The 26,624-nt window shown below is 63.3% G+C and carries 23 protein-coding genes; 10 read left to right on the top strand and 13 right to left on the bottom strand.

Annotated features, from left to right (window positions below):
• Positions 1–6: 6 nt before the first annotated feature.
• The 3 genes from fepG to ATN37_RS03395 are packed head-to-tail and all read right to left on the bottom strand — an operon-like array spanning position 7 to position 3,064.
• A complete protein-coding gene (gene fepG, locus ATN37_RS03405; protein WP_003946259.1) occupies positions 7–1,056 on the bottom strand; it encodes an iron-enterobactin ABC transporter permease in 1,050 nt (349 codons plus the stop codon).
• Positions 1,053–2,180: a Fe(3+)-siderophore ABC transporter permease gene (locus tag ATN37_RS03400; RefSeq protein WP_003946222.1), complete on the bottom strand. Its 1,128-nt coding sequence runs from the start codon at positions 2,178–2,180 to the stop codon at positions 1,053–1,055. Before ATN37_RS03400 ends, fepG begins: the two co-directional genes overlap by 4 nt.
• On the bottom strand, positions 2,177–3,064 hold the full coding sequence (locus ATN37_RS03395) for a siderophore-interacting protein (protein ID WP_308125193.1): 888 nt from the start codon (positions 3,062–3,064) through the stop codon (positions 2,177–2,179). The genes ATN37_RS03400 and ATN37_RS03395 overlap by 4 nt, the downstream gene beginning before the upstream one ends.
• 257 nt (positions 3,065–3,321) lie before the next feature.
• Between ATN37_RS03395 and ATN37_RS03390 the strand changes: the two genes are divergently transcribed.
• The gene (locus tag ATN37_RS03390) at positions 3,322–4,980 is read left to right on the top strand and encodes an ABC transporter ATP-binding protein (RefSeq protein WP_225320113.1); all 1,659 of its coding nucleotides are present in this window, start codon (positions 3,322–3,324) and stop codon (positions 4,978–4,980) included.
• Positions 4,977–6,734, top strand: a complete 1,758-nt coding sequence (locus tag ATN37_RS03385; protein WP_064074043.1) for an ABC transporter ATP-binding protein — start codon at positions 4,977–4,979, stop codon at positions 6,732–6,734. Before ATN37_RS03390 ends, ATN37_RS03385 begins: the two co-directional genes overlap by 4 nt.
• 43 nt (positions 6,735–6,777) lie before the next feature.
• Here the strand turns inward: ATN37_RS03385 and ATN37_RS03380 are convergent, their stop codons facing one another.
• Entirely contained in the window at positions 6,778–7,602 is an 825-nt protein-coding gene (locus ATN37_RS03380; protein WP_063316779.1) for an AraC family transcriptional regulator, read from the bottom strand.
• Positions 7,603–7,741: 139 nt separating this feature from the next.
• Here ATN37_RS03380 and ATN37_RS03375 point away from each other — a divergent pair, with 139 nt between their 5' ends.
• The gene (locus ATN37_RS03375; RefSeq protein ID WP_217017653.1) at positions 7,742–9,232 is read left to right on the top strand and encodes an acetyl-CoA acetyltransferase; all 1,491 of its coding nucleotides are present in this window, start codon (positions 7,742–7,744) and stop codon (positions 9,230–9,232) included.
• A gap of 80 nt (positions 9,233–9,312) precedes the next feature.
• Here ATN37_RS03375 and ATN37_RS03370 read toward each other — a convergent pair whose 3' ends face one another.
• The gene (locus tag ATN37_RS03370) at positions 9,313–10,551 is read right to left on the bottom strand and encodes an HNH endonuclease signature motif containing protein (RefSeq protein ID WP_064074040.1); all 1,239 of its coding nucleotides are present in this window, start codon (positions 10,549–10,551) and stop codon (positions 9,313–9,315) included.
• Positions 10,552–10,769: 218 nt separating this feature from the next.
• On the opposite strand from ATN37_RS03370, the gene ATN37_RS03365 reads away from it, so the two are divergent.
• A complete protein-coding gene (locus tag ATN37_RS03365; RefSeq protein ID WP_218694747.1) occupies positions 10,770–11,189 on the top strand; it encodes a TetR/AcrR family transcriptional regulator in 420 nt (139 codons plus the stop codon).
• Here ATN37_RS03365 and ATN37_RS03360 read toward each other — a convergent pair.
• The 4 genes from ATN37_RS03360 to ATN37_RS03345 form a co-directional block, all read right to left on the bottom strand.
• Positions 11,186–12,994, bottom strand: coding sequence for an ABC-F family ATP-binding cassette domain-containing protein (locus ATN37_RS03360; RefSeq protein ID WP_003946255.1), 1,809 nt, complete (start codon positions 12,992–12,994; stop codon positions 11,186–11,188). The two genes, ATN37_RS03365 and ATN37_RS03360, sit on opposite strands and share 4 nt — an antisense overlap.
• Positions 12,994–13,929 carry a 4-(cytidine 5'-diphospho)-2-C-methyl-D-erythritol kinase gene (locus ATN37_RS03355; RefSeq protein WP_030536307.1) on the bottom strand — a complete coding sequence of 312 codons (936 nt, stop codon included), beginning with the start codon at positions 13,927–13,929 and terminating at the stop codon, positions 12,994–12,996. Before ATN37_RS03355 ends, ATN37_RS03360 begins: the two co-directional genes overlap by 1 nt.
• Before the next feature lie 81 nt (positions 13,930–14,010).
• Positions 14,011–14,787, bottom strand: coding sequence for an ABC transporter permease (locus ATN37_RS03350; RefSeq protein WP_042448972.1), 777 nt, complete (start codon positions 14,785–14,787; stop codon positions 14,011–14,013).
• A gap of 36 nt (positions 14,788–14,823) precedes the next feature.
• Positions 14,824–15,819 carry an ABC transporter ATP-binding protein gene (locus ATN37_RS03345; RefSeq protein ID WP_080726601.1) on the bottom strand — a complete coding sequence of 332 codons (996 nt, stop codon included), beginning with the start codon at positions 15,817–15,819 and terminating at the stop codon, positions 14,824–14,826.
• Positions 15,820–15,916: 97 nt separating this feature from the next.
• On the opposite strand from ATN37_RS03345, the gene ATN37_RS03340 reads away from it, so the two are divergent.
• Positions 15,917–16,885 (top strand): YafY family protein, encoded by a 969-nt coding sequence (locus ATN37_RS03340; RefSeq protein ID WP_042449230.1) that lies wholly within the window; start codon positions 15,917–15,919, stop codon positions 16,883–16,885.
• Positions 16,886–16,981: 96 nt separating this feature from the next.
• Here ATN37_RS03340 and ATN37_RS03335 read toward each other — a convergent pair whose 3' ends face one another.
• Positions 16,982–17,185 carry a cold-shock protein gene (locus tag ATN37_RS03335; RefSeq protein WP_003946232.1) on the bottom strand — a complete coding sequence of 68 codons (204 nt, stop codon included), beginning with the start codon at positions 17,183–17,185 and terminating at the stop codon, positions 16,982–16,984.
• Positions 17,186–17,499: 314 nt separating this feature from the next.
• Here ATN37_RS03335 and ATN37_RS03330 point away from each other — a divergent pair, with 314 nt between their 5' ends.
• From ATN37_RS03330 to ATN37_RS03320, 3 genes are read left to right on the top strand one after another with little or no spacing between them, the layout of a single operon-like run.
• On the top strand, positions 17,500–17,709 hold the full coding sequence (locus tag ATN37_RS03330) for a heavy-metal-associated domain-containing protein (protein WP_003946267.1): 210 nt from the start codon (positions 17,500–17,502) through the stop codon (positions 17,707–17,709).
• 7 nt (positions 17,710–17,716) lie between these two features.
• On the top strand, positions 17,717–18,631 hold the full coding sequence (locus ATN37_RS03325) for a hypothetical protein (RefSeq protein WP_064074038.1): 915 nt from the start codon (positions 17,717–17,719) through the stop codon (positions 18,629–18,631).
• Positions 18,631–20,892: a cation-translocating P-type ATPase gene (locus ATN37_RS03320; RefSeq protein WP_003946240.1), complete on the top strand. Its 2,262-nt coding sequence runs from the start codon at positions 18,631–18,633 to the stop codon at positions 20,890–20,892. The genes ATN37_RS03325 and ATN37_RS03320 overlap by 1 nt, the downstream gene beginning before the upstream one ends.
• Positions 20,893–20,950: 58 nt before the next feature.
• Here ATN37_RS03320 and rsmA read toward each other — a convergent pair whose 3' ends face one another.
• From rsmA to ATN37_RS03305, 3 genes are read right to left on the bottom strand one after another with little or no spacing between them, the layout of a single operon-like run.
• A complete protein-coding gene (gene rsmA / locus ATN37_RS03315) occupies positions 20,951–21,850 on the bottom strand; it encodes a 16S rRNA (adenine(1518)-N(6)/adenine(1519)-N(6))-dimethyltransferase RsmA (protein ID WP_003946263.1) in 900 nt (299 codons plus the stop codon).
• A gap of 9 nt (positions 21,851–21,859) precedes the next feature.
• The gene (locus tag ATN37_RS03310) at positions 21,860–22,987 is read right to left on the bottom strand and encodes a resuscitation-promoting factor (RefSeq protein WP_064074037.1); all 1,128 of its coding nucleotides are present in this window, start codon (positions 22,985–22,987) and stop codon (positions 21,860–21,862) included.
• A 31-nt stretch (positions 22,988–23,018) separates the two neighbouring features.
• Positions 23,019–24,143, bottom strand: a complete 1,125-nt coding sequence (locus ATN37_RS03305) for a resuscitation-promoting factor (protein WP_063316774.1) — start codon at positions 24,141–24,143, stop codon at positions 23,019–23,021.
• A gap of 236 nt (positions 24,144–24,379) precedes the next feature.
• Here ATN37_RS03305 and ATN37_RS03300 point away from each other — a divergent pair, with 236 nt between their 5' ends.
• Together ATN37_RS03300 and ATN37_RS03295 are read left to right on the top strand one after the other, a co-directional pair.
• Complete coding sequence (locus ATN37_RS03300) at positions 24,380–25,828, top strand: amino acid ABC transporter substrate-binding protein/permease (RefSeq protein ID WP_003946214.1); 1,449 nt, start codon at positions 24,380–24,382, stop codon at positions 25,826–25,828.
• On the top strand, positions 25,825–26,592 hold the full coding sequence (locus ATN37_RS03295; RefSeq protein ID WP_003946239.1) for an amino acid ABC transporter ATP-binding protein: 768 nt from the start codon (positions 25,825–25,827) through the stop codon (positions 26,590–26,592). Before ATN37_RS03300 ends, ATN37_RS03295 begins: the two co-directional genes overlap by 4 nt.
• Positions 26,593–26,624: the final 32 nt, after the last annotated feature.

Genomic DNA, 26,624 nt, shown 5'->3' with positions numbered 1-26,624 from the left:
CACCGATCACTGCTTACGTGCCTCTCGCGCGAGAAGCCATACGAAATAGATGCCACCGATGGAGACGGTGACGACGCCGACCGGCAACTGTGTCGGCGCGAAAGCTCGCTGCGCCACCCAGTCGCTGACCATCAGCAACGCGCCACCCATTGCTGCCGACGGCAGCAGGGTCACTCCGGCACTACCGGTCAATCGCCTCACCAACTGCGGAGCCGCCAGCGAGACGAACCCGATGGGACCGGCCGCTGCTGTCACCATGGCCGTCAGGGCGACGCCGAGAACAACCAGGGAAAGCCGCGTGGGTTCGGCCCGGACGCCGAGCGCCTTGGCGGCGTCGTCGCCCATCTCGAGCATCTGCATCCGCCTGCCCAACACCAGGATCAGCGGAACGAGGATGGCCAGCACGACGACCACCGGCCACACCTGAGTCCAGCCGAGTCCGTTCAACGAACCGGCACCCCACACTGCGGCAGCCATGGCGTCGTCAAGTTTCGCCTTGAGGATCATCCAGGTGTTGACCGAGCCCAACATCGCGCTGATGGCGATACCGACGATGATCAACCGGAATCCCTGCACACCTCGCTTGTACGCAAGGAGATAAACAACTGCTGCGGTGGCGATTCCGCCCACCAGAGCACCGACTGCGATCTCGTAGTAAGTACCACCGATGAGGAGGATGACCACCAGAGCGCCCGTGTACGCACCGGAGTTGAAGCCGATGATGTCCGGGCTACCCAACGGGTTCCTGGTCAGCGATTGGAAGATCGCACCGCTCATACCGAGCGCCGCACCGAGCATCAGCGCCAACAGAACTCGGGGCAGACGCCATTCCACGACGACCATGTGGATACGCGCGGGGGCTTCGCCGAACAGTGCACCGAGGACGTCCCCGATCGGCACTTGGTAGTCACCACTACCGAGCGCGATGACACCGATGGCCAATGCAAGCGCAACGAGGACGAGGCAGACTGTGACCGTGCGGACGTCGATCCGCGCGGACCAGCCTTCTTTGGGTGAGCGCACCACCGTGGTGGCGCGCCCGAAATCGATGCTCACAGACCGCTCACCTTGCTTCGACGCACCAGCATGATCAGCACCGGAGCGCCGATGAAGGCCGTGACGATGCCGACCTGAAGTTCACCCGGGCGCAGCACGATTCGGCCGACGACGTCGGAGAAGAGAAGAAGAATCGGCGAGCACACCAACGTGTACGGGAGAATCCATCGCTGATCCGGTCCGACGAACCATCTCGCGACGTGCGGAACCATCAATCCGACGAATCCGATCGGCCCGGCCGCAGCTGTCGCCGCGCCGCACAGCAATGTCACCGCGATGACACCGAGGATGCGAGTACGAGTGATGTTGGCACCGAGCGAACGTGCCAGATCGTCACCCAGGGCCACCGCGTTGAGTTGGCGCGCCAACGCGAGCGCCAGGAAGAGCCCGATGAGAATGAACGGTGCGACGGCGAGAACGATTTCCAACGAACGCCCGCTGAGTGAGCCGGCATTCCACTGGCGCATCTGGTCGAAGGCGGTCGGGTTGAGCAAGGTGATCCCGGACGAGATACCGCCGAGCACGGAGCCGATGGCAACACCGGCAAGCGTCAGCCGAATGGGCGTCGCACCACCTCGACCGATCGAGCCCAGCGTGTAGACGATCGCCGTGGCTATCACCGCTCCGAGGAAAGCGAACCAGATGTACGACCAGATGCTGGTCAAGCCGAAGACCGCGACGGCAACGACCATCGCGAAGCCCGCGCCGGCATTGACACCGAGAATTCCGGGATCAGCCAAGGGATTTCGTGTCATCGCCTGGATGAGGCCACCGGCCACACCCAGTGCCATACCGACTATCAGACCGAGCAGAGTACGAGGTAGCCGCAGATCACGGATGATCACATGATCATTGGAATCGTCGTAGTTCACCAGCGCGTCGATCACGGTGCCGAACGGAATGGTCTTCGATCCCACCGCGATACTCAGCAGGAGCACGGCGGCGAGCACCACCAGGCACACCAGAAGACCCGCCATACGACGAGAGTTGGTCGATACCAGCCCGTCCGGTTGCTTCTGCTTCTCGTGCAGCGACTCGTCGATCAGTTCTTCGGTGTGTTTGTCGACTGCGCTCTTGTCCGCCGCACCGCTGTCGACAGCACTCTTGTCGAATCCAACGGTCACAAGCCGGCGCTCTCTAGAGTCTTCTCGACCTCGTCGCGGATCTCTTCCTCGTCGCGGTCCGATTCCCAGACCGCATCGAGTGCCGCGCGGACACTTTCGTCGAGGGCCTCGTACTTCGCGTTCCACACCTCGGCTTTGTACGTCCAGTAGCCGATGACCTTGTACTGCTCACCCGGCAACTTCAGTTCGTGGCGAAGGTACTTGCGGATGTCACGGAGCATCGTGCTCTCGCCTGCAACCCACACGTATCCGAGTTCGGTGGGCAGGTTCATCGCGCGAACCGCGTCCGGCAACTTCGACGGTGCAACACCGTTGCCACTGCCGACCAGCCAGATGAACTCGACGTCGGCCGACGAGGTGATCTGCTGCTTGTGAGACTCGTCCACCACCTCGACGATCGCCTTGGCCGACATCCCGGCGGGCAACTGTTCGATCAAGCGCCCGAGTGCGGGGAGTCCAGTCGCGTCGGCGACGAACACCTGCCAACGTGCGTCGGCCGGGGGCTCGTAGAGGCCACGAGACTCGCCGATCGCCAACTTGTCACCGATCTCGGCCTTCTGCGCCCAGTCGCTGGCGATACCACCCTCGTGAACGACGAAGTCGATCGTCATGCAGCTGGTTTCGGAATCGAACCGTCGCACGGTGTACGGCTGGCACGGGGACGGTTCCTCTCCCTCCGGGTATCGCCAACCGCGCGGTGCATCCGGATCTTCCGCCGGAAGAACGAACTTGCCTGTAGCCGGGACCGGGAAGTGGAGGCGCAGGTATTCGTCACCGGTACCGGTGGTTTCGAAGGCGGTCAGCTCCTCCCCACCGAACACGATACGAACCATTCCCGGGGTCACGTACTCCTTGTGAAGTACCTCGCCGAACACAAGACTCACAACAATCTCCAACATCGATGGAACATGAACCGGACCCGAACACGAGGATCCATCCGACTTCCGGACATAGTTAACCCGTGCTAAGTAAGGTAGACCTTAATTTATTGCAGTGTCGTCGATGAGTCGATGCCTTCTCCGCTGCAACGGGGCCAACTACTATCGCAATTCGGCCAACGCAATACGTATGGCCTGTTCACGACAAGTATTGGCACCGGTGTGACTTCTGACTACCGCCCACGATCCCTAGCGTGGACCCAGTGCCTTCGACACCACTTCTTTCGGCCGAGACAAACGGTCCCCCAACCAGCCCGGCGATCACGCCGCGTCAGGTAATCACACGCGCGATCGCTTCCGAAGGTCGCGGAGCCAAGCTGGCGGCCGCGTCCGTCGGCTTCACCGGCCACCAGGTCGCGGAAGCGTTGGTGCCGGTGGTGATCGGTGCGGTCATCGACCGTGCTGTGGCGACCAACGATGCCGCCGCACTCGGAAAGTGGATCCTCGTTCTCGGAATTCTCTTCACCGGCTTGTTGCTCAGTTGGCGCTTCGCGGCGCGCATCTCCGATTCCGTCACCGAGCACGGAGCACATCGCTTGCGGATGGACATCGCGCGCCGAGGCCTCGATCCGCACGGCATGTCGCCGCGGCGTATGCCGGGCGAGGTCTACTCGATTGCAACATCCGACGCGGGTTCGGTGGCCGGATTCACGCACACGCTGAGCACCAAACTTGCGGCCGCTTGCGGAGTGCTGACCGCCGCGATTTCGCTACTGGTGATCTCGGTGCCACTTGGCCTGCTCGTCATCCTCGGCACTCCCCCGGTGCTGGCTCTCATGCAGGTGGTCAGTCGGCCGCTCGAACGCCGAGCCGAAACCGATCAGTGGCAGGGCGCCAAGGCCGGCGCGCTAGCCGCAGATCTACTCTCCGGACTCCGAATCCTCTCCGGAATCGGCGCCGGAGATGCTGCAGCGCAGCGGTATCGGGCAGCCAGCCGGACTTCGTTGGAAGCAACCCTTCGCGCACAGAGATACCAAGCGATGTACTCCGCCGCCAACGTTGCGATCGCCGGCGCTTTCCTCGCCGTCATCGCGTACGTGGGCGGACGGATGGCAGCGTCCGGGAGCATCTCGGTCGGTGAATTCGTTGCCGTGGTTGGTCTGGCACAGTTCCTTCGCGGTCCGTTGATCGACATCATCTACTTCGGCGCCGGCCTGGCACGGGCACGCGCCTCGGCCAACCGCGTCGCAGCACTTCTCGGGACCGGCGAGGCTGTCACTCCCGCGGGTGAACCTGTGTCCCTGAATCACTCCGAGTTCCTGACGCTGCGCGACGTCGTGTTGGCCGGAGCGTCACCAGTCGATCTCGACGTCAAACGCGGCGAGATCATCGGCATCGTCACCGAGAATGCCGCCTGGGCGGATGCGTTGGTCGACGCACTGGCGCGTCGAATCGAGCCTTCGAGCGGAACAATTCATCTCGGCGACAACGCCATTCACGAGCTGCACATCGACGAACTTCGCACTCACGTTCTGGCAGCACCGCACGACGCGGCACTGTTCATCGGCACAGTCGGCGACAACATCGACGCCCTCGCACCGATCGGCAGCCGCAACGACGAGGCCATCGCCGCTGCTGCGGCAGATCAAGTGATCTCGGCACTGCCGCTCGGCCTCGCAACCCGAGTCACCGAGCAAGGGAATTCTTTGTCCGGCGGTCAACGTCAGCGCATCGCGTTGGCGAGGGCACTGGCGAGCGAAGCTCCCGTCCTGGTCCTGCACGATCCCACCACTGCCGTCGACTCCGTCACCGAAGCGCGCATTGCTCGCGGGATCGCCGAGGTACGCGGGGCGCACGCCACAATACTTCTGACCAGCAGCCCCGTGCTGCTCGATATCTGCGATCGGGTGATCGAGCTGTGAACGAACTACTCCCCACCGCAACACCGAAACAAGCGCGGCGCGCGGCACTTCGGTTGATGGGACCCCACCGGATTTCCGCGATCGCAGCAGTCGTCACCCTGACCGCCGCGACCGCGATCGGTCTGCTCACACCGCTGGTCCTCGGCGCCATGGTCGACGCCGTGACCGACGCAGACGGCGACGCTGTCTCTCGCATCGGCACACTGACTCTCGCGTTGGTCGGTATCGCGGTTGCCTCATCCCTTCTCGTCGGAGTGAGCAACTACCTGCTCGCCGGCGTCGGCGAGCGCGTTGTCGCCGACCTTCGCGAAGAAGTTGTCGTCCGGGTTCTCGACCTTCCGCAGAGCGACGTCGAACGGGCCGGGCGCGGAGATCTCGTCTCCCGCATCACCGGCGACGTGCGGTTGGTGACCCGGGCCGTATCCGAAGCACTTCCGGTTTTTGCCACCGCGGCACTGACCATCGTGTTGACCCTGATCGGATTGGGTAGCCTCGATTGGAGATTCGCCGTCGCCGCGGTGATCGCGGAACCCATCCAGATCCAGGCGCTGCGCTGGTACCTCTCGAGGTCGGCACCGGTCTACCGCGAGGAGCGGGAGGCAGAAGGTGCACGTGCGCAACAGCTCCTGGACTCGCTGAGCAACTCCGACACCGTCGGATCGCTTCGCCTGGCGCAGCCGCATCTCGAACAGATCGAATCCCGATCGATGACGGCCGTCCGGCTGAGCTTGTTGACCACGCGTCTACGCACCAGGTTCTTCGGCCGGCTCAACATCGCGGAGTTCATCGGCCTGTCCGCTGTGCTGATCACCGGCTTCTGGCTGGTGAAGGACGGTCAGATCAGCATCGGTGCCGCCACCGCCGCAGCCCTGTTCTTCCACCGCCTCTTCGATCCGGTGGGCGCGGTTCTCAGCGTGTTCGACGAATTGCAGGAAGGCACAATCGCGTTGGCTCGCCTGGTCGGAGTCACGCTTGCGCCCGTGCCATCCGCACCGACCGATCCGCAGGAACCTGTCGACAGCTCAGCTTCTTTGGAACGCGTCACATTCTCGTACCGAAGCGGCGACGCTCCTGTTCTGCGAGACATCGACATCACCATTCCGGCAGGAACCGTCACCGCACTGGTGGGCGCTACCGGAGCCGGAAAATCTACAGTCGCAAAGCTGATCGCGGGAACCTACGAACCGACCGAAGGCGTCGTGAAGATCGGGACGGTGCCCCGGAACGAACTGCCACCGTCGACATCTCGGAGCGCGGTGGCCCTCGTGACTCAGGAGGTCCACGTCTTCGCCGGCACGTTGGCCGAGGATCTGCGGCTGGCCGACCCGTCGGCAACCGACAACGACATCACCGCGGCGCTCGATACCGTAGGCGCGTCGGATTGGCTGCGGGCTCTCCCGGACGGACTCGAAACCGTGGTCGGAGACGGTGGACACCGGCTGACCGCAACACAGGCCCAACAACTTGCGTTGGCAAGAATCGAACTACTGGATCCGCCGCTGCTGATTCTCGACGAGGCGACCGCCGAAGCGGGCAGCGCCGGAGCCAGGGTCCTCGACGATGCCGCTCTCGCTCTGACCCGGGGTCGCACTGCTGTCACAGTGGCACACCGACTCTCACAGGCCGTCGACGCCGATCAGATCCTGGTGATGGACCACGGCCGCGTCGTCGAGCACGGCTCTCACGACGAGTTGGTCAACCTCGGGGGTCGGTACGCGGAGCTGTGGGAAGCGTGGTCCGCTCCGCGGAGTTGACCGCGACGGTTGCACCGAGCACTTCCGCCCGGTGCAACCCAACTCATGCGTGCAGAAGGTACGGCACCGATTCGGGCGCCACACTCCGCTTGTTCATCATGCTGCCGGGTGTGCGGCCGGTGACCCGGCGGAACACCGCGACAAAGGCACTCGGAGTTTCGTATCCGACCCGCCTACTGACAACCGAAACCGGCACTCCAGCAGCTAAATACGTCAATGCTGCGCGGACACGTACCTGAATTCGCCACTGCGCAAAAGTCATTCCAGTGCCCTGCGCGAACACACGCGTCAGCGTACGGACGCTACCGCCAGCCGTCAGCGCCCATTCGGACAGCGACCGCTGGTCTGCCGGATTGGCGACCAACGCTTCGGCGACGAACAACGCTCGCGGATCGGTCGGCATCGGAACCTCCACCGCAGCAACTTCGAGCGGCTGCAACATGTCGAAGGCCACCCGCTCGGCGCGACTGCGCGCCTCGTCGGGCATGTTCCGCCGATGCATGTGCAGGAGTACCTCACGCAGGAGAGCGCTGACACCGAACAAGCCCGGAACACCCGACGGCGCCTCGTGAGCCTCGGGCCGGAAGTAGGTGCAGAAGAACTCCGTACCCGGACCGGCCTTCACGGCATGCAACGCCCCGGCAGGCAGCCACAGTCCGGCCGAAGGCGGCACCTCCCAAGTGATGCCGTCAGCGACAACCGTGAGCATTCCACCGGAGTTTCCCCAGATCAGCTCATGTTCAGGATGACGATGCGGGGCCCACTGCCGCTGATGAGAGAGCTTCAGAGTCACCGTTGTCATCGAGTAGGGGTGATCGATGGAACGCGGCCCCACGGGCACCGAAATTCTCTCTGCCACAGCTGTCATGAAGACGAGTATAGGACTTTCGTTAGGCATACCTAAATAGGAACCCGAAAATCGTTGACTGTGACCTCAGAGTTACACATACCAGGGTCCCCGATATCGTGACTGCAACTCCCGGCTACGGGTCGGCAACGAGAGGTACATGATGGTTGACGCATCACGAATCCCGGTCATCGTCGGCGTCGGCGATCTGCGCTGGAATCCTGCCGACGGGCACCGCGAACCCCTCGATCTGATTCACGACGCCACCGTCGCCGCGTTGAACGACAGTGGCCACGCTGAACTGGGAACACAGATCGATTCCGTGTTCGCGATCAAGACAGTCAGCTGGTCGTACGACGATCTCCCCGGGCTGCTTGCCTCACGATTAGGCGCGACCCCCACGGTCACCTCTACCTCGCCGATCGGTGGCCACTGGCCCGCGGCGCTCCTCGATCGGATCGGCGCGGCCATCGCTCGCGGTGAATCCTCGGCTGCTCTGCTCGTGGGCGGCGAATCGCACGCCAGCAGCACCGCGCTGCGAAAGTCCGGAGTCGCCCCCGACTCGATCGGGTGGACAGCCGCGCCCGGTGGGCCTCCCGGATTCGATCCGACCGACCTGGGAAGCCCCGAAATGCAGCGCGCCGGTTTCATCGTGCCGACTCGTGTCTACCCGCTCTTCGAGAACTGTTTCAGTGCTGCCGAGGGCCATGACGCCCGTGAATCGCTCGACTGGTCCGCGCGGATGTACGCCGCGTTCTCGGAACTGGCTTCGAAGAATCCCGCCTCCTGGACGTCGGAGATCCGATCGGCAGACGAGATCGGCACCGTCGGCCCCGGCAATCGGATGGTCGCCGAGCCGTACCCGCTGATGCTCAACGCCATGCCTTTCGTCAATCAGGCTGCGGCCGTTGTCGTCTGCTCGTTGTCGACGGCCCGCGAGTTCGGGATCGATGAAAACAAGCTGGTGTACCTCTGGGGCGGCGCAGGTGCGAGTGATCCGTTGGACATACTCAGCCGCAACAGCTTCGACAGCTCGGCCGCGATGCATGACGCCGTACATCGCACACTCGACGGTGCCGGAGTCGGCGCCGACGCACTCGACATCGTCGATGCCTACAGCTGCTTCCCGATCGTGCCCAAGCTGTTGATCCGCGAACTCGGACTTCCCGATACCGCGATCCCAAGCGTCACCGGAGGACACTCGTTCTTCGGTGGACCGCTCAACAGCTACACCCTGCATTCCGTCGCTGAAGTCACCAGGCGAATTCGCGACGGCGCGAACCTTGCCCTCGTCCACGGCAACGGTGGATTCCTCACCTACCAGCACTGCGTACTGCTGTCGTCCGCCGCTCACGCTGGCGGGTACGTCGGTGATCCCGACGCACGCGCGCTAACTGCGGAGGTTCCGGAACTGATCACTGATTACACGGGCACGGCGGAAATAGTTACGGCCTCTGTCGAATACGGCCGCACCGGGGAGCCTGAGATCGGGTTCGTGATCGCGGCAACGCCGGACGGCGGCCGCGTCGCCGGTCACACCGGTCCCGAGAATGCCGCCGAACTGACCCAGCTTCGCGGTGACAACCCTCCGTCGATCGGGCGAACTGTTCACATCAGCGACGAGAACGGGCGACTCACGCTCACGTTCTGACAGTAGCGTTCTGACAGTAGACAGCCGTCAGCACCGGGGCATGGTTGTGCCCCGGTGCTCACGTCTTCAGTTGTCGCGATTCACGCCGCGGTGGGTGGGCTGTTCCCGCCGATCGGCTGCTGATACGGATCAACAGACATCGGCGGATAGAACACCGATTTGCGATCCGGCCCGATCTCCACCCGCCATTCGGTGTGGTGCATCGTCCGATGATGATGACCGCACAACAAGATCAGATTGTCGAGATCCGTTGGGCCACCATCGTTCCAGTGAACAATATGATGGGCATCGCACCACCCCGACGGTGTCCCGCATCCCGGAAACGCACACCCACCATCACGAACCGCCAACGCCCGCCGCTGGGGTAGCGTCGCGGTCCTTGCTTCTTTGCCGCAGTCGAGCGGAACACCGTTCTCGTCCAACAAAATCCGGGTGACCGTGCAGTCGCACGCCAGCATCCGGGCAGTATCGATACTGATCGGACCTACCCAATCCGCCCACGCGAAACCCAGTTCCTGAGTCGACGGCAGTAGATCCTTCAATGCTTTGAGGTCGGTCATGTCTTTTGCACTGGCGGTGACTGTGATGTGCGGTTTCACTCCGCCTTCGATCGGACCCAGCCCCGCCCGCTCGTACCGCCGCAACAATTCGCAGAACCCATCCGCCCGTCGTAATGCCGGCGTGCGGGCGTCCTTGACGCCGTCTTTCTCCGGCGTCGGCGCCGACAGGCTCGACAGCAACGTGATCAGACGTGCCCCGTTCACAGCATCCAGGTCGCCCTTCACGGTCACCCGCCCGTACAAGCCTTTCGAGGCGTAGAACTCGTTACGCTCCGAATCCTCACCCACCGGAACGCCGTCTTCGCGTTTGCCGTACTGCTTCTCGATCCGCCGGATCGCTGCCCGCACTGCATCACAATCGGCGATGTTCTTCGACGCCAGGCCAAGCAGGATCCCGCGAGCCTTGTCCACATCCGCCAGGGTCATGTTCTTGGGTGGATGCTGACAAAACGACGCCACCTGCCGCGCCTTCAACGCATCCACGTCACCACGGTGAAACGCATCCGCGACAACAGGTTCGAGCATCAGCAACCGCGCCAACCCGACCAGCAGACTGCACTCACCGATCTCCAGATTCGTCGACCCATGCAACCACTGCGCGATCGCCCGAAAACCCTTCCCACCGAGAACCTCCCGGGAAAACATCTCCACGATCAGCAACACCATCCGCGACTGCAACTCGTGTCGGGCGCGCACCAGATCCAGAACCTCACCCTTGAGGTCCTCGCCATCCAGCTGCCACGCTTCCCGACTGTCCATGCTCAAAGTTTAATAGAACATACTTTCGATAACCAGAGACAAACCGGACAACTTCGGGAACATGAAGACTTGAGACCTGTTGAAGTACATAAACATTCGCCTAGTCGTCCAATATCACGCGATAGAAGACATACCCCACAAAACACGCAATCGCAACAACGCACAGCACGAGCAGGATGTCGAAAAAGACGGGCCGGGTTGGGTTTCGAGCCTGGTCGATGAGAGGCGTCGAAGACGAGGCGGGCGTGCCACACGGCAGCGCACGGCACTACTTCGCAAACCAGCGTGGACTGATAGTCGAGGTGGTGCGACACCTTCTGGACGGTGATCTTCCTCGCCCGGGCGAGACGCCGAAGCAACAGGTGGCCCGGTGGCTGGGGCCTGAATCCGGCCGCACTCGGGCGCGTTACGAACTGATCATCGCGTCATTCCACGATCCCGACCTCGCAGTGGAACTGGTGCGTGGTCGGGATCGGTTTGTCGACATCCTGGTCGAACGCGGCATGACCTCGTCCGATGCAACGGAGTTGGTCGCAGCACTGGACGGGCTCGTTCTGGACGCACTGCTGTGCAGGCAGGCGCCGGAAACCCTGGATCCAGAGCAAACCTTCAAGAGGTTCGGGGCGAAGTTCCCCTAGCCGTCCAACTCGGCGAAGAGCTCCATCCACTGCTCTTCGGCGGCTTCCTTGTCGGCGATGACCTGCTTGAGTTCTGCGCCGAGTTTCTGCAGCTTGTCCGGGTCGGTGGCCGCGTCGGCGAGGGAAGCGTGCAGTTTCTTCTCGCGGTCGTCGAACTTCGCAATTGACCGCTCGAGCTTCGAAAGTTCCTTGCGTGCAGCGCGATCCGCGGCACCGTCGCGGACCTGCTTGCTCTTCGACGCACCACTCGCCGTCGAGGCCACCGACGGGTTGTCGCCATCCCCCATCGCTGCGCGTCGACGCAGGTAGTCCTCGATACCACCCGGCAGGTTGGTGAGCTTGCGGTCACCGAAGAGAGCCCAGGTGGTGTCACAGATGCGCTCGATCAGGTACCGGTCGTGCGAGATGACCACCATGGTGCCCGCCCAGCCGTCGAGCAGATCTTCGAGTTGCTGAAGCGTGTCGATGTCGAGATCGTTGGTCGGCTCGTCGAGAAGCAGGACGTTGGGCTCGGCCATGAGGACACGCGTCAACTGCAGACGTCGGCGCTCACCACCGGAGAGATCACCGACTGGGGTGCGCTGACGCGCCGGTGTGAAGCCCAACCGCTCAGCCAGCTGACCCGCCGATACTTCCTTGTCTCCCAGCGTGATTCGCTCGGCTACATCCTTGACCGCGTCGAGTACGCGCATGTCGGTCGGTAGATCGTCGAGTTCCTGCTTGAGCCAACCGATGTGGACGGTCTGCCCCTGAATGCGCTTTCCGGCGGCAGGCTCGAGTTCGCCGGCCAGAGTCCGCAGCAGAGTCGTCTTGCCCGAGCCGTTGACACCGACCAGGCCGACACGCTCACCTGGAGCGAGACGCCAGGTCAGATCCTCGACGAGTACACGGCCGTCCGGAGTCTCCAGACGCGCGTCTTCGAGTTCGATGACAACCTTGCCGAGTCGACGCTGGGCGAAGGACGCAAGTGCCACCGCGTCACGAGGTGCCGGAACGTCGGCGATCAGGGCCTCCGCGGCCTCGATGCGGTACTTCGGCTTGGACGTACGGGCCGGCGCACCGCGGCGCAGCCATGCGAGTTCCTTGCGTGCAAGGTTGCGTCGACGCTCTTCGGAAGCGTCAGCCTGACGCGAACGCTCGGCGCGAGCGAACACCCAGTCGTTGTAGCCACCCTCGTAGCTTTCGACGCCGCCGCCGACAACCTCCCAGGTGCGGGTGGCGACGGTGTCGAGGAACCAGCGATCGTGGGTCACGACGACAAGCGCGCTGCGACGCGAGACGAGGTGCTCGGCCAACCACTGAACACCTTCGACGTCGAGGTGGTTGGTGGGCTCGTCGAGCACCAGCAGGTCGAGGTCCTGAACCAGGGCCGCAGCGAGAGCCACGCGGCGACGCTCACCGCCGGACAGGCCGTCGACCTTGGCGTCCAATGCGGACCGCTCGCCACCGGCGCCCAGGTTGTCGATGCCGATACCCGAGAGCACCGAACGGATGCGCGCGTCGCCGGCCCATTCGTGTTGCGCCACTCCGAGCGGCCCCAGGACCACTTCACCGACAGTGGAGCCGGGAGGCAGCACACCGCGCTGCGTCACGACGGCCATACGCAATCCGCCGACGCGGCTGACGCGTCCCGAATCCGGCTGCTCCACACCCGCGAGGACTTCGAGCATGGTCGTCTTACCGCCACCGTTGAGGCCGACGACGCCGATGCGCTCGCCCTCCTCGACGCCCAGGGAGACCCCGTCGAGCAACGGCTTGACGCCGAAAGACTTCGACACGTTTTCCAGATTGATCAGATTCGCCATCAGTGCTGTCCCTTTGCCGCATTGTCGAGTATTCGTGCTCCGGGAACGGGTCCGCTCGCCACGCGAACGGTGCGGCACACCCCCGCTCCCGCAAGTTCTGCGCTCACTTCCACCGCGGACTGTGCGTCGGCGCAGAGAAAGGCGCATGTCGGTCCGGAGCCGGAGACGATGCCGGCCAAAGCTCCGGCTTCGACGCCCGCTCGAAGCGTCCGTCGTAGATCCGGGTTGAGTGAGAGTGCCGCAGCCTGCAGATCGTTGCCGAGCAGCGACGCAAGCAGATGAGCGTCACCCGTGGTCAGTGCCTGGATCAACGCATCGGCGCTCCCCAACCGTTTCGGGGAGCCTTCTGCCCGCAGCTTGTCCAGCTCGCGGAACACGACTGGTGTGCTCAAGCCACCCTTGGCCAGCGCCAACACCCAGTGAAAAGTGTGGCGGGTCAACACGGGGACAAGTTGTTCGCCGCGGCCGGTTCCGAGGGCAGTGCCACCGTGCAGCGAGAACGGAACGTCACTCCCGAGGCGTGCCGCAAAAGCGTCGAGATCAGGCCGCGAGAAGTCGAGCTTCCACAAAGCGTTGAGCGCAACCAAAGCGGCGGCTGCGTCGGCACTCCCGCCGGCCATTCCGCCTGCGACGGGGATGCCTTTCTCGATGACTATCTCGACGTTCGGGGCCACGCCACCCTCGACGGCGAGCATCTCGGCGGCACGCCACACGAGGTTGGTGCGATCGGTCGGCACGGCCGCGGCGTCGTCGCCGATCACCCGCACGGTCAAGGTGTCCGCAGGCGCCACCGTGAGGGTGTCTGCCAGCGACAATGCCTGAAAAACCGTCGTCAGCTCGTGATAGCCGTCGTCTCGCAGGTCCCCGACGGCAAGGTGGAGATTCACCTTGGACGGGGCCCGGACGACTACGGGGCGTGGAACGACGGAGAGCACAAGGAACAACAATAGGCGCTGCGAACACCTGGGCGAAAACCTGCGACCGCAGCAGCCCGTCCGACAGCCAGCACACCCACGCTATTTCACCGCGCGCACACCTACGCCCAGACCGACCACCGCCACGCCCAAGGCGGCGACGATTCCTGCCAGAACGCTGCTCGACGCGAAGTCTCCGGCAAAGAGTGCCCGCTCGGCGTCTACGACGTAGCCGAGCGGATTGATGTTCACGAGGACCTTCATCCAACCTGGTGCGTCCTCGAGTGGAAGCATGGTTCCCGACAGGATCAGGAGCGGGAACATCAGCGTCTGCTGAACGACCCAGAACATCCAATCCTGCTCCCGCACAGCCAGAGCGAGAGCGTACGAGAGCGCACCGAGTCCGACGCCGAACACTCCCAGCAGGACTATCCCGAGCGCGGCTCCCGCTGCATTGACGTCCAATCCGAGCGGAAGTGCGACAAGAATGATCAGAATCGCCTGCGCGGCAAGCGGAACCATCTCCTTGCACGCTCGCCCGATCAACAAGGACGAGCGTCGGAGCGGAGTCACCAACATTCGCTCGTGCGATCCCTGCTGCATCTCCATCAGGAGGTTGGACCCGGTCATCGTCGTTCCGAAGATCGCGATCATCACCAACACACCGGGAATGAACCAATTCCATACGCCGTCACCGGTACCCGGAACCCCTTTGAGCAGAGGCCCGAACAACGCCAACAGGATCAGCGGCTGGATGAGGCTGAAGATGACGCTGACCGGGTCGCGCAACATCGGTCGCAGCTCACGGCCCATCACGATTGCGCTGTCTCGAACGATGTTGCCGTGCACGGTACGTGGGGTATCGAGTGTGATTGTCATGGCGGATTCCTGTTCGTCGAAGTTCTTTGTCGTGTTTCAGGAAGCGACCGCGGCGGCGCTCTCGCGCAGGCTGCGGCCGGTGAGAGTGAGGAAGACGTCGTCGAGAGTCGGCCTGGTGATGTCGGCAGTGAGTGCGCGGGCACCACGGGCATCGGCTTCACGCAGCAACACCGGTAGCGTCGAATCACCCTCGCCGGCACGGATACTCACCGAACTCGCCTGGACGGTGACGTCACGCACAGTGACAAGTCGCTCGGCCACCGACGCTGCGACGGCGGCCGCCTCGACGCTGTCGAAGGTGAGCAGAAGATGATCCCCCGCAAGATCCGCTTTGAGTGCAGCGGCGGTGTTGTCCGCGATAACAGTGCCCTCGTCGATGACGATGACCCGCTCTGCCATCGAATCCGCTTCTTCGAGGTAGTGCGTGGTCAGCACGATCGTGGTGCCCATCTCGCGCCGCAGCCGGAGGATGTGGTCCCAGAGGTTGGCCCGACTCTGCGGGTCCATGCCCGTGGTCGGCTCGTCGAGGAACAGGAGCGGTGGGCGATGGACCAGGCCCAGAGCGATATCGAGCCGCCGTCGCTGCCCGCCGGACAACGTACTGACCTTTCGAGTGCCCAACTCGGTGAGTTCGAGATCACGCAGCAGCTCGTCGGCCCGGACCTGCGAGTCACCCTTGGGCATTCCGTAGCACAACCCCTGCGTCACCAACTCGTCGCGAACTCGCTGGTTGTGGCCGGCTCCGTTCCCCTGTCCGACGTATCCGAGGCTCGATCGCACCTCGTTTCGTGCCGCAGCGATGTCAAATCCTGCGATTCGCGCGCTGCCGGACGTGGGCTCGAGCAAGGTGGTCAACATGCGCAACGTCGTCGATTTCCCGGCGCCGTTCGGCCCCAGCAAGGCAACCAACTCACCCTCCGCTACGTCGAGAGTGACTCCCTTGACTGCTTCCACGAGTTTCTTGCCCTGAGCGAAGTGCTTGGTGAGCGCCTTCGTCTCGATCATCGGTCTGCCGTCGTTGATGCGACTCATGACGTGGCCCCAATTTCTTCTCGACTGGTCGGATGTGGACCAACCTAAATTCAATTGAGGACTCATACGGTCCTAAATGTTTGGCAGACTTCTGGCCATGAAGGAGACATCGGCTCGCCTACTGCGGTTGCTGTCACTGCTCCAGACGCGTCGAGACTGGTCCGGTGCCGAACTCGCAGACAAACTCGCGATCACCCCGCGCACGGTTCGACGTGACGTGGACCGCCTCCGCGATCTCGGCTATCCGGTCGACGCGACAGTCGGAGTCGGTGGCGGATATCGCCTGGGTGCCGGCGCGGAGATGCCCCCGCTACAGCTCGATGACGAAGAAGTGCTCGCGGTGGCACTTTCACTGCAGTCCGGAGCGACCGGCTCTGTGGTCGGCATCGGCGAGGCTTCGATGCGCGCGCTGGCGAAGCTGCGGCAGATCATGCCGTCGAGGCTGCGACACCGTCTGGAGTCGCTGTCGATCGATGTCGTGCCACGCGAGCCCGCCGCGAGCGCAGTCGATGCGTCGGTCTTGTCCGCCATCGCGTCGGTGTGCCACAACCACGAACGCCTGCGATTCGATTACAGCACTCACGACGGCACCCAGAGCCGGCGCGAGGTGGAACCGTACCGGCTCGTACGGTCGGGTGTCCGGTGGTATCTGGTGGCCTGGGATCTCGCTCGCGAAGACTGGCGATCATTTCGCGTAGACAGAATGGAACCCAAGATCCCCACCGGCCCACGATTCGTGCCGCGGGAACTACCCGCCGGTGGTGCAGCAGACTTCGTTTCCCGCGGTGTCGCTCGGGCCTATTCCTCCACGCGCGCAACCGTTCTACTGCATGCACCCATCGAGCAGATAGCACCGATGGTCAACGAACAGTGGGGATCGGTGGAGTCCACCGACGAAGGGCGTTGCGTCATAGTGCTTTCGGGCACTTCTCTGCGATCGATCGCACACTGGCTCAGAGCTTTCGACGTCGATTTCACCGTTGTGAATCCACCTGAACTCCGCGAGGAATGCCGCACGATCGCGGCGGAAACGGCAGTCGCCACTCAGCGGTATCTCGATGCATGACAGCGTTTTTCACCCAAATACAACAAGACCCCAACTCCGAAGAGTTGGGGTCTTGTCAGTACGTCATGCGTCGGTTGCCCGACTCGCATGGACGTCTTAGACGATGGTAACGCCGGTGGCCTGCGGGCCCTTGTTGCCCTGACCGATCTCGAACGCCACGCGCTGGTTCTCCTCGAGAGTGCGGAAGCCGCCACTCTGGATCTCGGAGTAGTGAACGAAGACGTCAGCACTGCCGTCTTCGGGAGCGATGAAGCCGAACCCCTTCTCGGAGTTGAACCACTTCACGATGCCCTCTGCCATGTAAATCTCCTCTAACACAGTGTCAACAGGCAGTCGCTTCGACCGCCCGGGTCACTTACTACGACCGTTCTGAGACAAATCCGTGGAGGATGTCCAAACGCTCGCAACCTAACCATTTGCGAGCGTGGAAACACAAACACAAACACTTACGACCAACACAAGTAGACCACACATCCGCCGTGTTGTCTTCCTTGAGGCCTTCATCACTGCCCAGCCCGTTGACAGGCATACCCCCTGGGGGTACCTTCGATTGCAGAGCGATACCTACACCGGGTATCCGTAAAATAAGCTTTCCACAACCGAAGGGATCTGCGATGACCACCGCCGAATACACCGTTTCCGGAATGACCTGCGGACACTGCGTCGGATCCGTCAAGGAAGAGATCGGCAACATCGCGGGAGTAACCGCGGTGGATGTCGAACTGGCGAGCGGACGCGTCGTTGTCACCAGCGATGCTCCCGTCTCCGCAGCCGACGTCGTCGCAGCAGTCGACGAAGCCGGCTACGCAGTCGTACCAAGCTGAGTCAGCCGTGCGCACCTCGACAACACTTGCCGCCTACGCCGTAGGGCTGGTCGCCGTCTTCGGCGCCGCCCTCGGCGTGGGGGCCGCAATCGGAAGCCCGATAGACATGTCCACCACCCAGCACAGCACCCACGAATCAACCACCGAATCGATGCCAGGCATGGATTCGGCAACACCTGCAGGTCTCGAAGTCTCTTCCGGCGGATACACACTCACCGATGTGACCGCACCCGGTCGAGCTGGGGAGCCGGGAACCTTGACCTTCCGGATTCTCGACGACACCAACACGCCCGTCGTCGATTTCGACCTCCTGCACGAGAAGAAACTCCACCTCATTGTCGTCCGAAACGACACCAGCGAATTCCGCCACGTACATCCGTCCCTCGCTGCAGACGGCACCTGGTCGATCGACTGGGCCTGGCCCGCCGCCGGCACCTACCGAGTCTTCGCGGACTTCGATCCCACCGACGGCACCCAACTGACACTCGGCCGAAACTTCGACGTGGCAGGCGAATTCACTCCTGCGCCGCTACCTGAGAAGAGCGCGACCGCAACCGTCGACGGATACACCGTGACTCTCGACGGTGATCTGACCACTGCCGGCGGCCCGATCACGCTGAGCGTTGCTCGCGACGGAGCCCCGGTCACCGATCTCGATCCGTACCTCGGTGCCTTCGGTCACCTCGTTGCCCTGCGCACCGGCGACCTCGCCTACCTGCACGTGCACCCCGAAGGCGAGCCAGGCGACGGCGTCACAGCTCCTGGTCCGGACATTTCCTTCCACGCACAGGCACCGAGCGAAGGCACATACCGACTGTTCCTCGACTTCCAGCACGAAGGCGTGGTTCGGACCGCCGAATTCACTGTTGATGCAGGCACTTCCACGGCTTCAGTTCCAGACAATCACGAGGGAGGGCACTGATGACGTCACCGACTGCGGTCGACAATGCTGCCAACTCGAGCAGCGTCGAACTCGCGATCACCGGGATGACCTGCGCCTCCTGCGCGTCACGAATCGAGAAGAAGCTCAACAAGATCGACGGCGTCACAGCCACCGTCAACTACGCGACGGAGAAGGCCAAGGTCACCTTCCCGGACGGGGTACCCGTCGAAGATCTGGTCACTGCCGTCGAGAACGCCGGTTATTCCGCCGCGCTCCCCAAGCCGCCCAGCGCGCCGGACACCGTCGACCCGGATGCGGAAACCCCGCAGGATCGTGATCTGCGCGAGCTCCGTACCCGCCTGATCATCTCGACTCTTCTCTCCGTGCCGGTCATCGCTATGGCAATGATTCCTGCGCTGCAGTTCGACAACTGGCAATGGCTCTCCCTCACACTGGCCGCACCGGTCATCGTGTGGGCGGCCCTCCCCTTCCACCGGGCTGCCTGGGTGAACCTGCGTCACGGCGCGGCCACGATGGACACGCTCATCTCGCTGGGCACCATCTCGGCCTTCGTCTGGTCGCTCTACGCACTGTTCTTCGGCACTGCGGGCGAAGCCGGTATGAAGCACGCCTTCCGGCTGACGGTCGACCGGATGGACGGCAGCGCCAACATCTACCTCGAAGTTGCCGCGGGCGTCATCACGTTCGTGCTGGCCGGACGCTACTTCGAGCACAAGTCCAAGCGCACGTCCGGCGCCGCACTACGCGCACTCATGGAACTCGGTGCGAAAGACGTCGCGGTATTGCGCAACGGCGTCGAAGTACGAATCCCCGCCGAAGAACTGGCAGCGGGCGACTCCTTCATCGTCCGGCCCGGCGAGAAGATCGCCACCGACGGCATCATCACCGAGGGCCGCTCAGCCGTCGACATGAGCATGTTGACCGGCGAATCCGTGCCGGAGGAAGTCGGTGTCGGGGACACTGTCGTCGGCGCCACCGTCAATGTCGGTGGAACCTTGACCGTCGAGGCAACCCGGGTCGGGAGCGACACCCAACTCGCCCAGATGGCGGCACTGGTCGAAGACGCCCAGAACGGCAAGGCCGAAGTTCAGCGCCTCGCCGATCGGATCGCCGGTATCTTCGTGCCGGTCGTCATCGCGATTGCCGTTGCGACACTGGGCTACTGGCTCGGTACCGGTAACCCCATCGAGATGGCCTTCACCGCTGCGGTCGCCGTGCTGATCATCGCGTGCCCCTGTGCCCTCGGATTGGCAACGCCCACAGCCCTGTTGGTGGGCACGGGTCGCGGAGCTCAGATGGGAATCCTCATCAAGGGACCCGAGGTGCTCGAATCGACGCGCGCAGTCGACACCGTCGTGCTCGACAAGACGGGAACCGTCACCACCGGTCAGATGACATTGCTGGACACCGTGGTGGGCGAAGGAACAACCGTCGACGAGGTCCTTCGGCTGGCCGGCGCACTCGAACATCGCTCCGAGCACCCCATCGCCGCAGCGATCGCGAAGGGTGCGACCGAAGCTGTGGGCGAATTGCCTACGGTCGAGGATTTCGTGAACGTCGCCGGGCGCGGCGTGCAGGGAATGGTCGACGGTCACGCCGTCGTCGCGGGCCGAGACGCGCTGCTCGCCGACTGGTCGATGCCGTTGCCGGAAAATCTCCGCGAGGCGAAGGCTGCAGCAGAGAAGGCCGGGCGCACCGCAATCGCGGTGGGCTGGGACGGCAAGGCGCACGGCATCCTCGTGATCGCCGACGCGGTCAAGGACACGAGCGCCGAAGCAATCGCGCAGTTGAAAGCACTCGGCCTCGAACCGGTTCTGCTGACCGGTGACAACGCCACCGTTGCTCGCACTGTCGCGGATCAGGTCGGGATCAGCACCGTCTTCGCCGAGGTCATGCCTGCGGACAAGGTCGACGCCGTCAAGAAACTGCAAGCGGAAGGACGCGTCGTGGCCATGGTCGGCGACGGCGTGAACGACGCGGCAGCCCTGGCTCAGGCCGATCTCGGCCTGGCGATGGGCACGGGTACCGACGTTGCGATCGAGGCCAGCGACATCACTCTGGTGCGAGGTGACCTGCGGTCGGCAGCCGATGCAATTCGACTGTCCCGCAAGACGCTCAAGACCATCAAGGGCAACCTGTTCTGGGCATTCGCCTACAACACGGCTGCGATCCCGCTGGCTGCGGCCGGCCTGCTCAACCCGATGCTCGCCGGTGCCGCAATGGCATTCAGCAGTGTGTTCGTGGTGAGCAACAGCCTGAGGTTGCGGCGGTTCAAATAAGGGGGCAAGCCCCTGTGCGCGGTTAGGGAGTCCCTGCACTCCTTAACCGCGCACGGGGCTATTCGCCTCCAGCCAGCCGAACGAAGGCTGCTGCGTCGAGCATCTCACCACGCGTCTGTGGCTCGATGCCGGCAGCGAGGAGCCGTCGTTCGGCCTCGGCAGGCGAACCTGCCCAACCGCTGAGCGCGGCACGCAAAGTCTTGCGGCGCTGCGCGAATGCGGCGTCGATCGCCGCAAAAACCTGCTTGCGGTGCTTCTCGTCCATCGGCCACGGCGGCTCCGCATACCGGTCGATACGAACCAGACCTGATTCCACCTTCGGCACCGGCCAGAACACGTTGCGTCCGACGGCACCGGCGCGGCGAACCTCGCCGAAGAAGTTGGCCTTGACGCTGGGAACGCCGTAGATCTTGCTTCCCGGATCAGCCGCCAGGCGGTCGGCAACCTCGGCTTGCACCATCACGAGTGCGGTCCGCAGACTCGGAAGCGACGCGAACAGGTGCAACAGCACCGGCACCGCGACGTTGTACGGCAGGTTCGCGACAAGCGCGGTCGGCTCGCCGGGAATCTGCGAAGGCAGCACACGCATCGCGTCGGCTTCGACGACGGTCAGGCGATCGGCCAGTTCCGGCGCTCGCTCGGCCACCGTCTTCGGCAGGCGAGCCGCGAGGTTGGGATCGATCTCGACCGCGATGACCCGATCGACCACGTCCATCAGCGCCATCGTCAGCGAACCGAGACCAGGCCCTACCTCGAGAACGACGTCGTCACGTGTCACGCCTGCCGTGGTGACGATGCGCCTCACGGTATTGGCGTCGTGAACGAAGTTCTGCCCCAACTGTTTCGTGGGCCGGACACCGAATTCCTCGGCAAGAGCGCGCACCTCGACCGGACCGAGCAGGGCTGCCTGCCCGCGCGGAGTAGCGATGGGTTCGTTCGATTGTTCGGCGTCTGACACCAGTAGAACTTATCCCAGTCCGAGGCGACCCGAGCACGACGGCCATGCGCCCCAGCCCTGAGTGCGCTGGGTCTGTGTCGCAATCGCGATCTGTTCTTCACGGGTGGCGAGGTCGGCGCGGGGCGCATACTTCAACCCGCCCTGTCGTTCCCAGGTGTTCTGATCGAACTGCACGCCGCCGTAGAAACCGTTGCCGGTGTTGATGGCCCAGTTACCGGTGGCCTCGCACTGTGCGAGCGCATCCCACGTCGAACCGTTCTCCACGGGCGGCACCTCGGTGCCCGGCTTCGTTCCGACACGCACGACCTTCGGCTGCGCCGGTGTGGTGATCGTCTCCGCGACCTGGGTACGTCCGGCTTCGACACCGTTGACGAGATTCACGGCGAACGTCACGTCACGCACGCCGGGCACGCCCGGGTTCTCGACGATCGTGCGGCTCTGGTTCATCGTCGGATCCTCGATGCGCTGATCCGGCGGATCGAGCGGCAAGGTCTCGACCTTGCTCTCGGTGCGGTTGCGCGTCACCGTGACCTCCAGGCCCTCGGTCAGTGGAGCGTCGGCGGCGGGAACCACCGTGTCCGACTGCTCGAGCGGAGTGCCGTTGGCGGTAAGGAACTCCCCGACCGTCGGCGCCGCGATACGCACGTCTGCTGCCGCGTTTGCGCCGTCGACCAGTTTTGCGACGACCGGTGTCAGCACGTCGAGCGCGGCGCCGTCCAGCGGAAGACGCTGCGAGCGCGAAGCCGACACGTGCACATCCGCCGCGACGTCCAACTGCTTCAACGCGTCGTCGACGGTCAAGGCTGTGGTCCAGAGCTTCTGCGGCTGACCGTCGACCGTCAGCGTGATCTCACGGGCACGACGGAGCACCACGGTGTCGCCGTCGGACAGCGAAGCGTCGGCCGCGGGAGCAACTGCATCCTTGTCACCGATCGGGTAACCCGCGTCCTCGAGAGCGCCGTCGACGTTGGTCGACATGGTGCTCAGGCGAATCTGCTCACCGTCGACATCGAGAGTGATGGTCTTGTGCCGGACGACGGCCAGAACACCACCCACGAGAACCGTCAGGAGAAGAGCGGCGATCGCCGAGTACAACAACGGCGACCTGGTCGAGTTGATTTTGGCGAACGGTGACATCGGTTCCTGTGTTCTGTGAGGTGTGAGCGCGTCAGCGCAGGCCCAATTTGCTGGTGCAGGACGGCCAAGCACCCCAGCCCTGACCGGCGCGGACCTTCTCGCCGATCGCGATCTGCTGTTCACGTGATGCGAGGTCGGCGCGAGCTGCGTACTGACCGCCGCCGAATGCTTCCCAGGTGCTCTGGGTGAACTGAAGTCCTCCGTAGAAACCGTTGCCGGTGTTGATGGCCCAGTTTCCGGTCGCCTCGCACTGAGCAATGGCATCCCACGTCGACGCGTTGGACACAGCGGGAGCGGAAGCCTGCTTGGTACCGACCTTCACCACTGCTGCGACCGGTTCCTTGATCACGGTCGCGGACAGTTCGGTTCGTCCGGCCTCGACGCCGTTGACGGTCTTGACCTCGACGGTGGCCGTGCGCTCACCCGGAACACCCGGGTTCTCGACGACGGTCTTGTCCTTCTCCAGCTCGGGATCCTCGACCTTGTTCTCCGGCGGCGCGATCGGCTGCGTCTCGACGCGAGTGTCCGTGCGGTCGCGAGTGACCTGGATGGTCAGGCCGTTGGTAACGGGTGTCTCGGCGGTGGGAACCACCGAGTCGGCCTGCTCGAGCGGCGTATTCTTGGCCGCGAGAAGATCGCCGACGGTCACGGCGGCGAGCTTGACCTCCGCCGCGGGAGCGCCACCGTCGCTGACGCTGACGGTCTTCGGGCTGACGACGTCGAGCTCGGTCCGTTCGAGCGGCAGACGATGCGAGCGCGAAGCCGAGACTGCGAAGTCGTCGGAAACATCTACCTGCTTCAATGCCTCGTCGACCGTCAATGCGGTGGTCCAGATGGTGGTCGGCTGACCGTCGACGGTCAGAGCCAACTCACGGGCACGGCGTAGTACGACGGTATCGCCATCGGACAGGGAGGAATCGGCACTGGGTGCGAGCGCGTCCTTGGGATCGACCGGGTATCCGGCGTCCTCGAGAGCGGTACCGACGCTGCTCGACATCGTGGACAGCGAAATCATGTCGCCGTCGACGTCGAGGGTGATCGTCTTGTGCCGAACCACGGCGAGCGCACCCCCGACGATGAGCGTCAGAAGCAACGCACCCACCACTGAATAGAGAAGTGGTGACTTCGTGGAGTTGATCTTGGCAAAAGGCGACACAGGAAATCCCAAGGCAGACGACGTTCGATCACAATACGGTAACGACCGAGCGTTGTATCGGCAACCAAATCACAACGAAATGCGACTTTTGTCACGGAACGGCAACGGCGTGTCGTGTGTTCTACACTTTCCGGCTCCGATACCCGTGTATCGATTCAGCTCTGGGCGCAGTATGTTCTCGTCTGGTTCAAAGCAGTCCGGCGATCCCGGGCGCGACAGAAGAAAGCTGGGCGATAGTGCGAAGAAGATTCGACAGACCACGTAATGCCAGGTGGCCGATCCTGGCCATCCTGCTGGCGCTGATCGCAGCGCTGTTCGCCCCCGGAATCGCGAGCGCGCAACCCGGCCGCACCTACACGATCGCCACCGATCTGACATTCGCCCCGTTCGAATTCGAGAACGAAGACGGCAAACTCGTCGGCATCGACATCGACCTGCTCAATGCGATCGCCGAGGACCAAGGCTTCAAGGTCGACATCAAGCAGCTCGGCTTCGACGCGGCCCTTCAGGCCGTGCAGGCCGGGCAGGCGGACGGCGTCATCGCGGGCATGTCCATCACCGACGCCCGCAAGCAGGTGTTCGACTTCTCCGACCCGTACTTCGAGTCGGGCGTGCAGATGGCGGTCCTCGAGACCGACAACGACGTGAAGTCGTACGAGGATCTGAGGGGCAAGCGCGTCGCCGTCAAGAACGGCACCGAGGGCGCCAGCTTCGCCGAGTCCATCAAGGACCAATACGGCTTCACCACAGTCTATTTCGCCGACTCCGCCAGCATGTACGACGAGGTCCGCACCGGGAACTCCGTCGCAGTCTTCGACGACTACCCCGTCCTCGCCTACGGCATCACACAGGGCAACGGCCTCAAGACGGTCACCGAAAAAGAGGTGGGCGCGAGCTACGGCTTCGCAGTCAACAAGGGCCAGAACGCCGAACTGCTCCAGATGTTCAACGCCGGACTGCAGAACCTGCGCGACGACGGCCAGTACGACGAAATCGTCTCGACCTACCTCGGTCAGGGCGCGTCGACGTCGGACAACTCCATCATCGGCTTGATCAAGAGCACCTACCCGCAGCTTCTCAAGGGCCTGTGGTTGACGATCGTTCTCTCCGTCGTCTCGATCGCGATCGCTCTGGTCCTAGGCGCGATCTTCGGTCTCTGCCGCGTGTCCACCAACATGTTCGTCCGAGGTATAGGCACAACCTACGTCGACATCTTCCGCGGCACACCGCTGTTGGTGCAGGCATTCTTCATCTACTTCGGCATCCCGGCAGCCCTGCATTTCCAGATGTCCGCCTTCACCGCAGGCATCATCACGCTCTCGCTCAACGCCGGCGCGTACATGGCTGAAATCGTCCGCGGCGGCATCCTGTCCGTCGACAAGGGACAGATGGAGGCGTCACGAAGCCTGGGCATCAGCTACATGAAGTCGATGCGAAAAGTCATCATGCCGCAGGCAATTCGCACGATGATCCCGTCGTACATCAACCAGTTCGTGATCACCCTCAAGGACACGTCGATCCTGTCGGTCATCGGACTCGCCGAGCTCACTCAGACAGGGCGCATCATCATCGCGCGCAACTTCCAGTCGTTCAACATGTGGCTGATCATCGGCGTCATGTACTTCATCATCATCATGGCGCTCACCAAGCTGTCGAACCGCCTCGAGAAGAGGATCAACAAGTGACCGAAACAGCCGTCAACATGGGCAAGTCCGCCACCGAGGTCAAGATTTCGGTCAAGGGACTGAAGAAGTCGTTCGGCGACAACGAGGTCCTCAAGGGCCTGGACGTCGACATCAAGAGCGGTGAAGTGGTCTGCGTCATCGGGCCTTCAGGTTCCGGCAAGTCGACCTTCCTGCGTTGCCTCAACCGCCTCGAAGACATCACCGCCGGATCCGTGCGCGTCGACCAGTTCGACCTCACGAACAAGGATGTCGACATCGACAAGGTGCGCCAGCACATCGGGATGGTGTTCCAGCACTTCAACCTGTTCCCCCACATGAGCGTCGTCGAAAACGTGATGCTCGCTCCGGTGCAGACCGGGCGATCGACCAAGGAGCAGGCTCGCGAGATCGCCGTCAAACTGCTCGGCCAGGTCGGTCTCGCGGAGAAGGCAGATGCCAAGCCCGCCAGCCTGTCCGGTGGGCAGAAGCAGCGCGTTGCCATCGCCCGCGCACTCGCGATGAGTCCGGACATCATGCTCTTCGACGAGGCCACCAGCGCCCTCGACCCCGAAATGGTGGGTGAGGTTCTGCAGGTGCTGCGCGACCTCGCCAAGCAGGGCATGACCATGGTCGTCGTGACCCACGAGATGGGCTTCGCCCGTGAGGTTTCCGACCGAGTCATCTTCATGGCCGACGGATACATCGTCGAAGAAGGTAAGCCGGAGAGTCTGTTCGGCAACCCCCAGCAGCAGCGCACCCAGGACTTCCTGGCGAAGGTTCTCTAGGGGCAAGCCCCCTGTGCGCCTTTTTGGTAGTG

Origin of the sequence: Rhodococcus sp. MH15 (assembly GCF_019266045.1) — a bacterium.
Classification (GTDB): Bacteria; Actinomycetota; Actinomycetes; order Mycobacteriales; family Mycobacteriaceae; genus Rhodococcus_F; species Rhodococcus_F qingshengii.
Note: the sequence above shows the minus strand (reverse complement) of the source record. Positions and strands in the feature narration are given on the sequence as shown.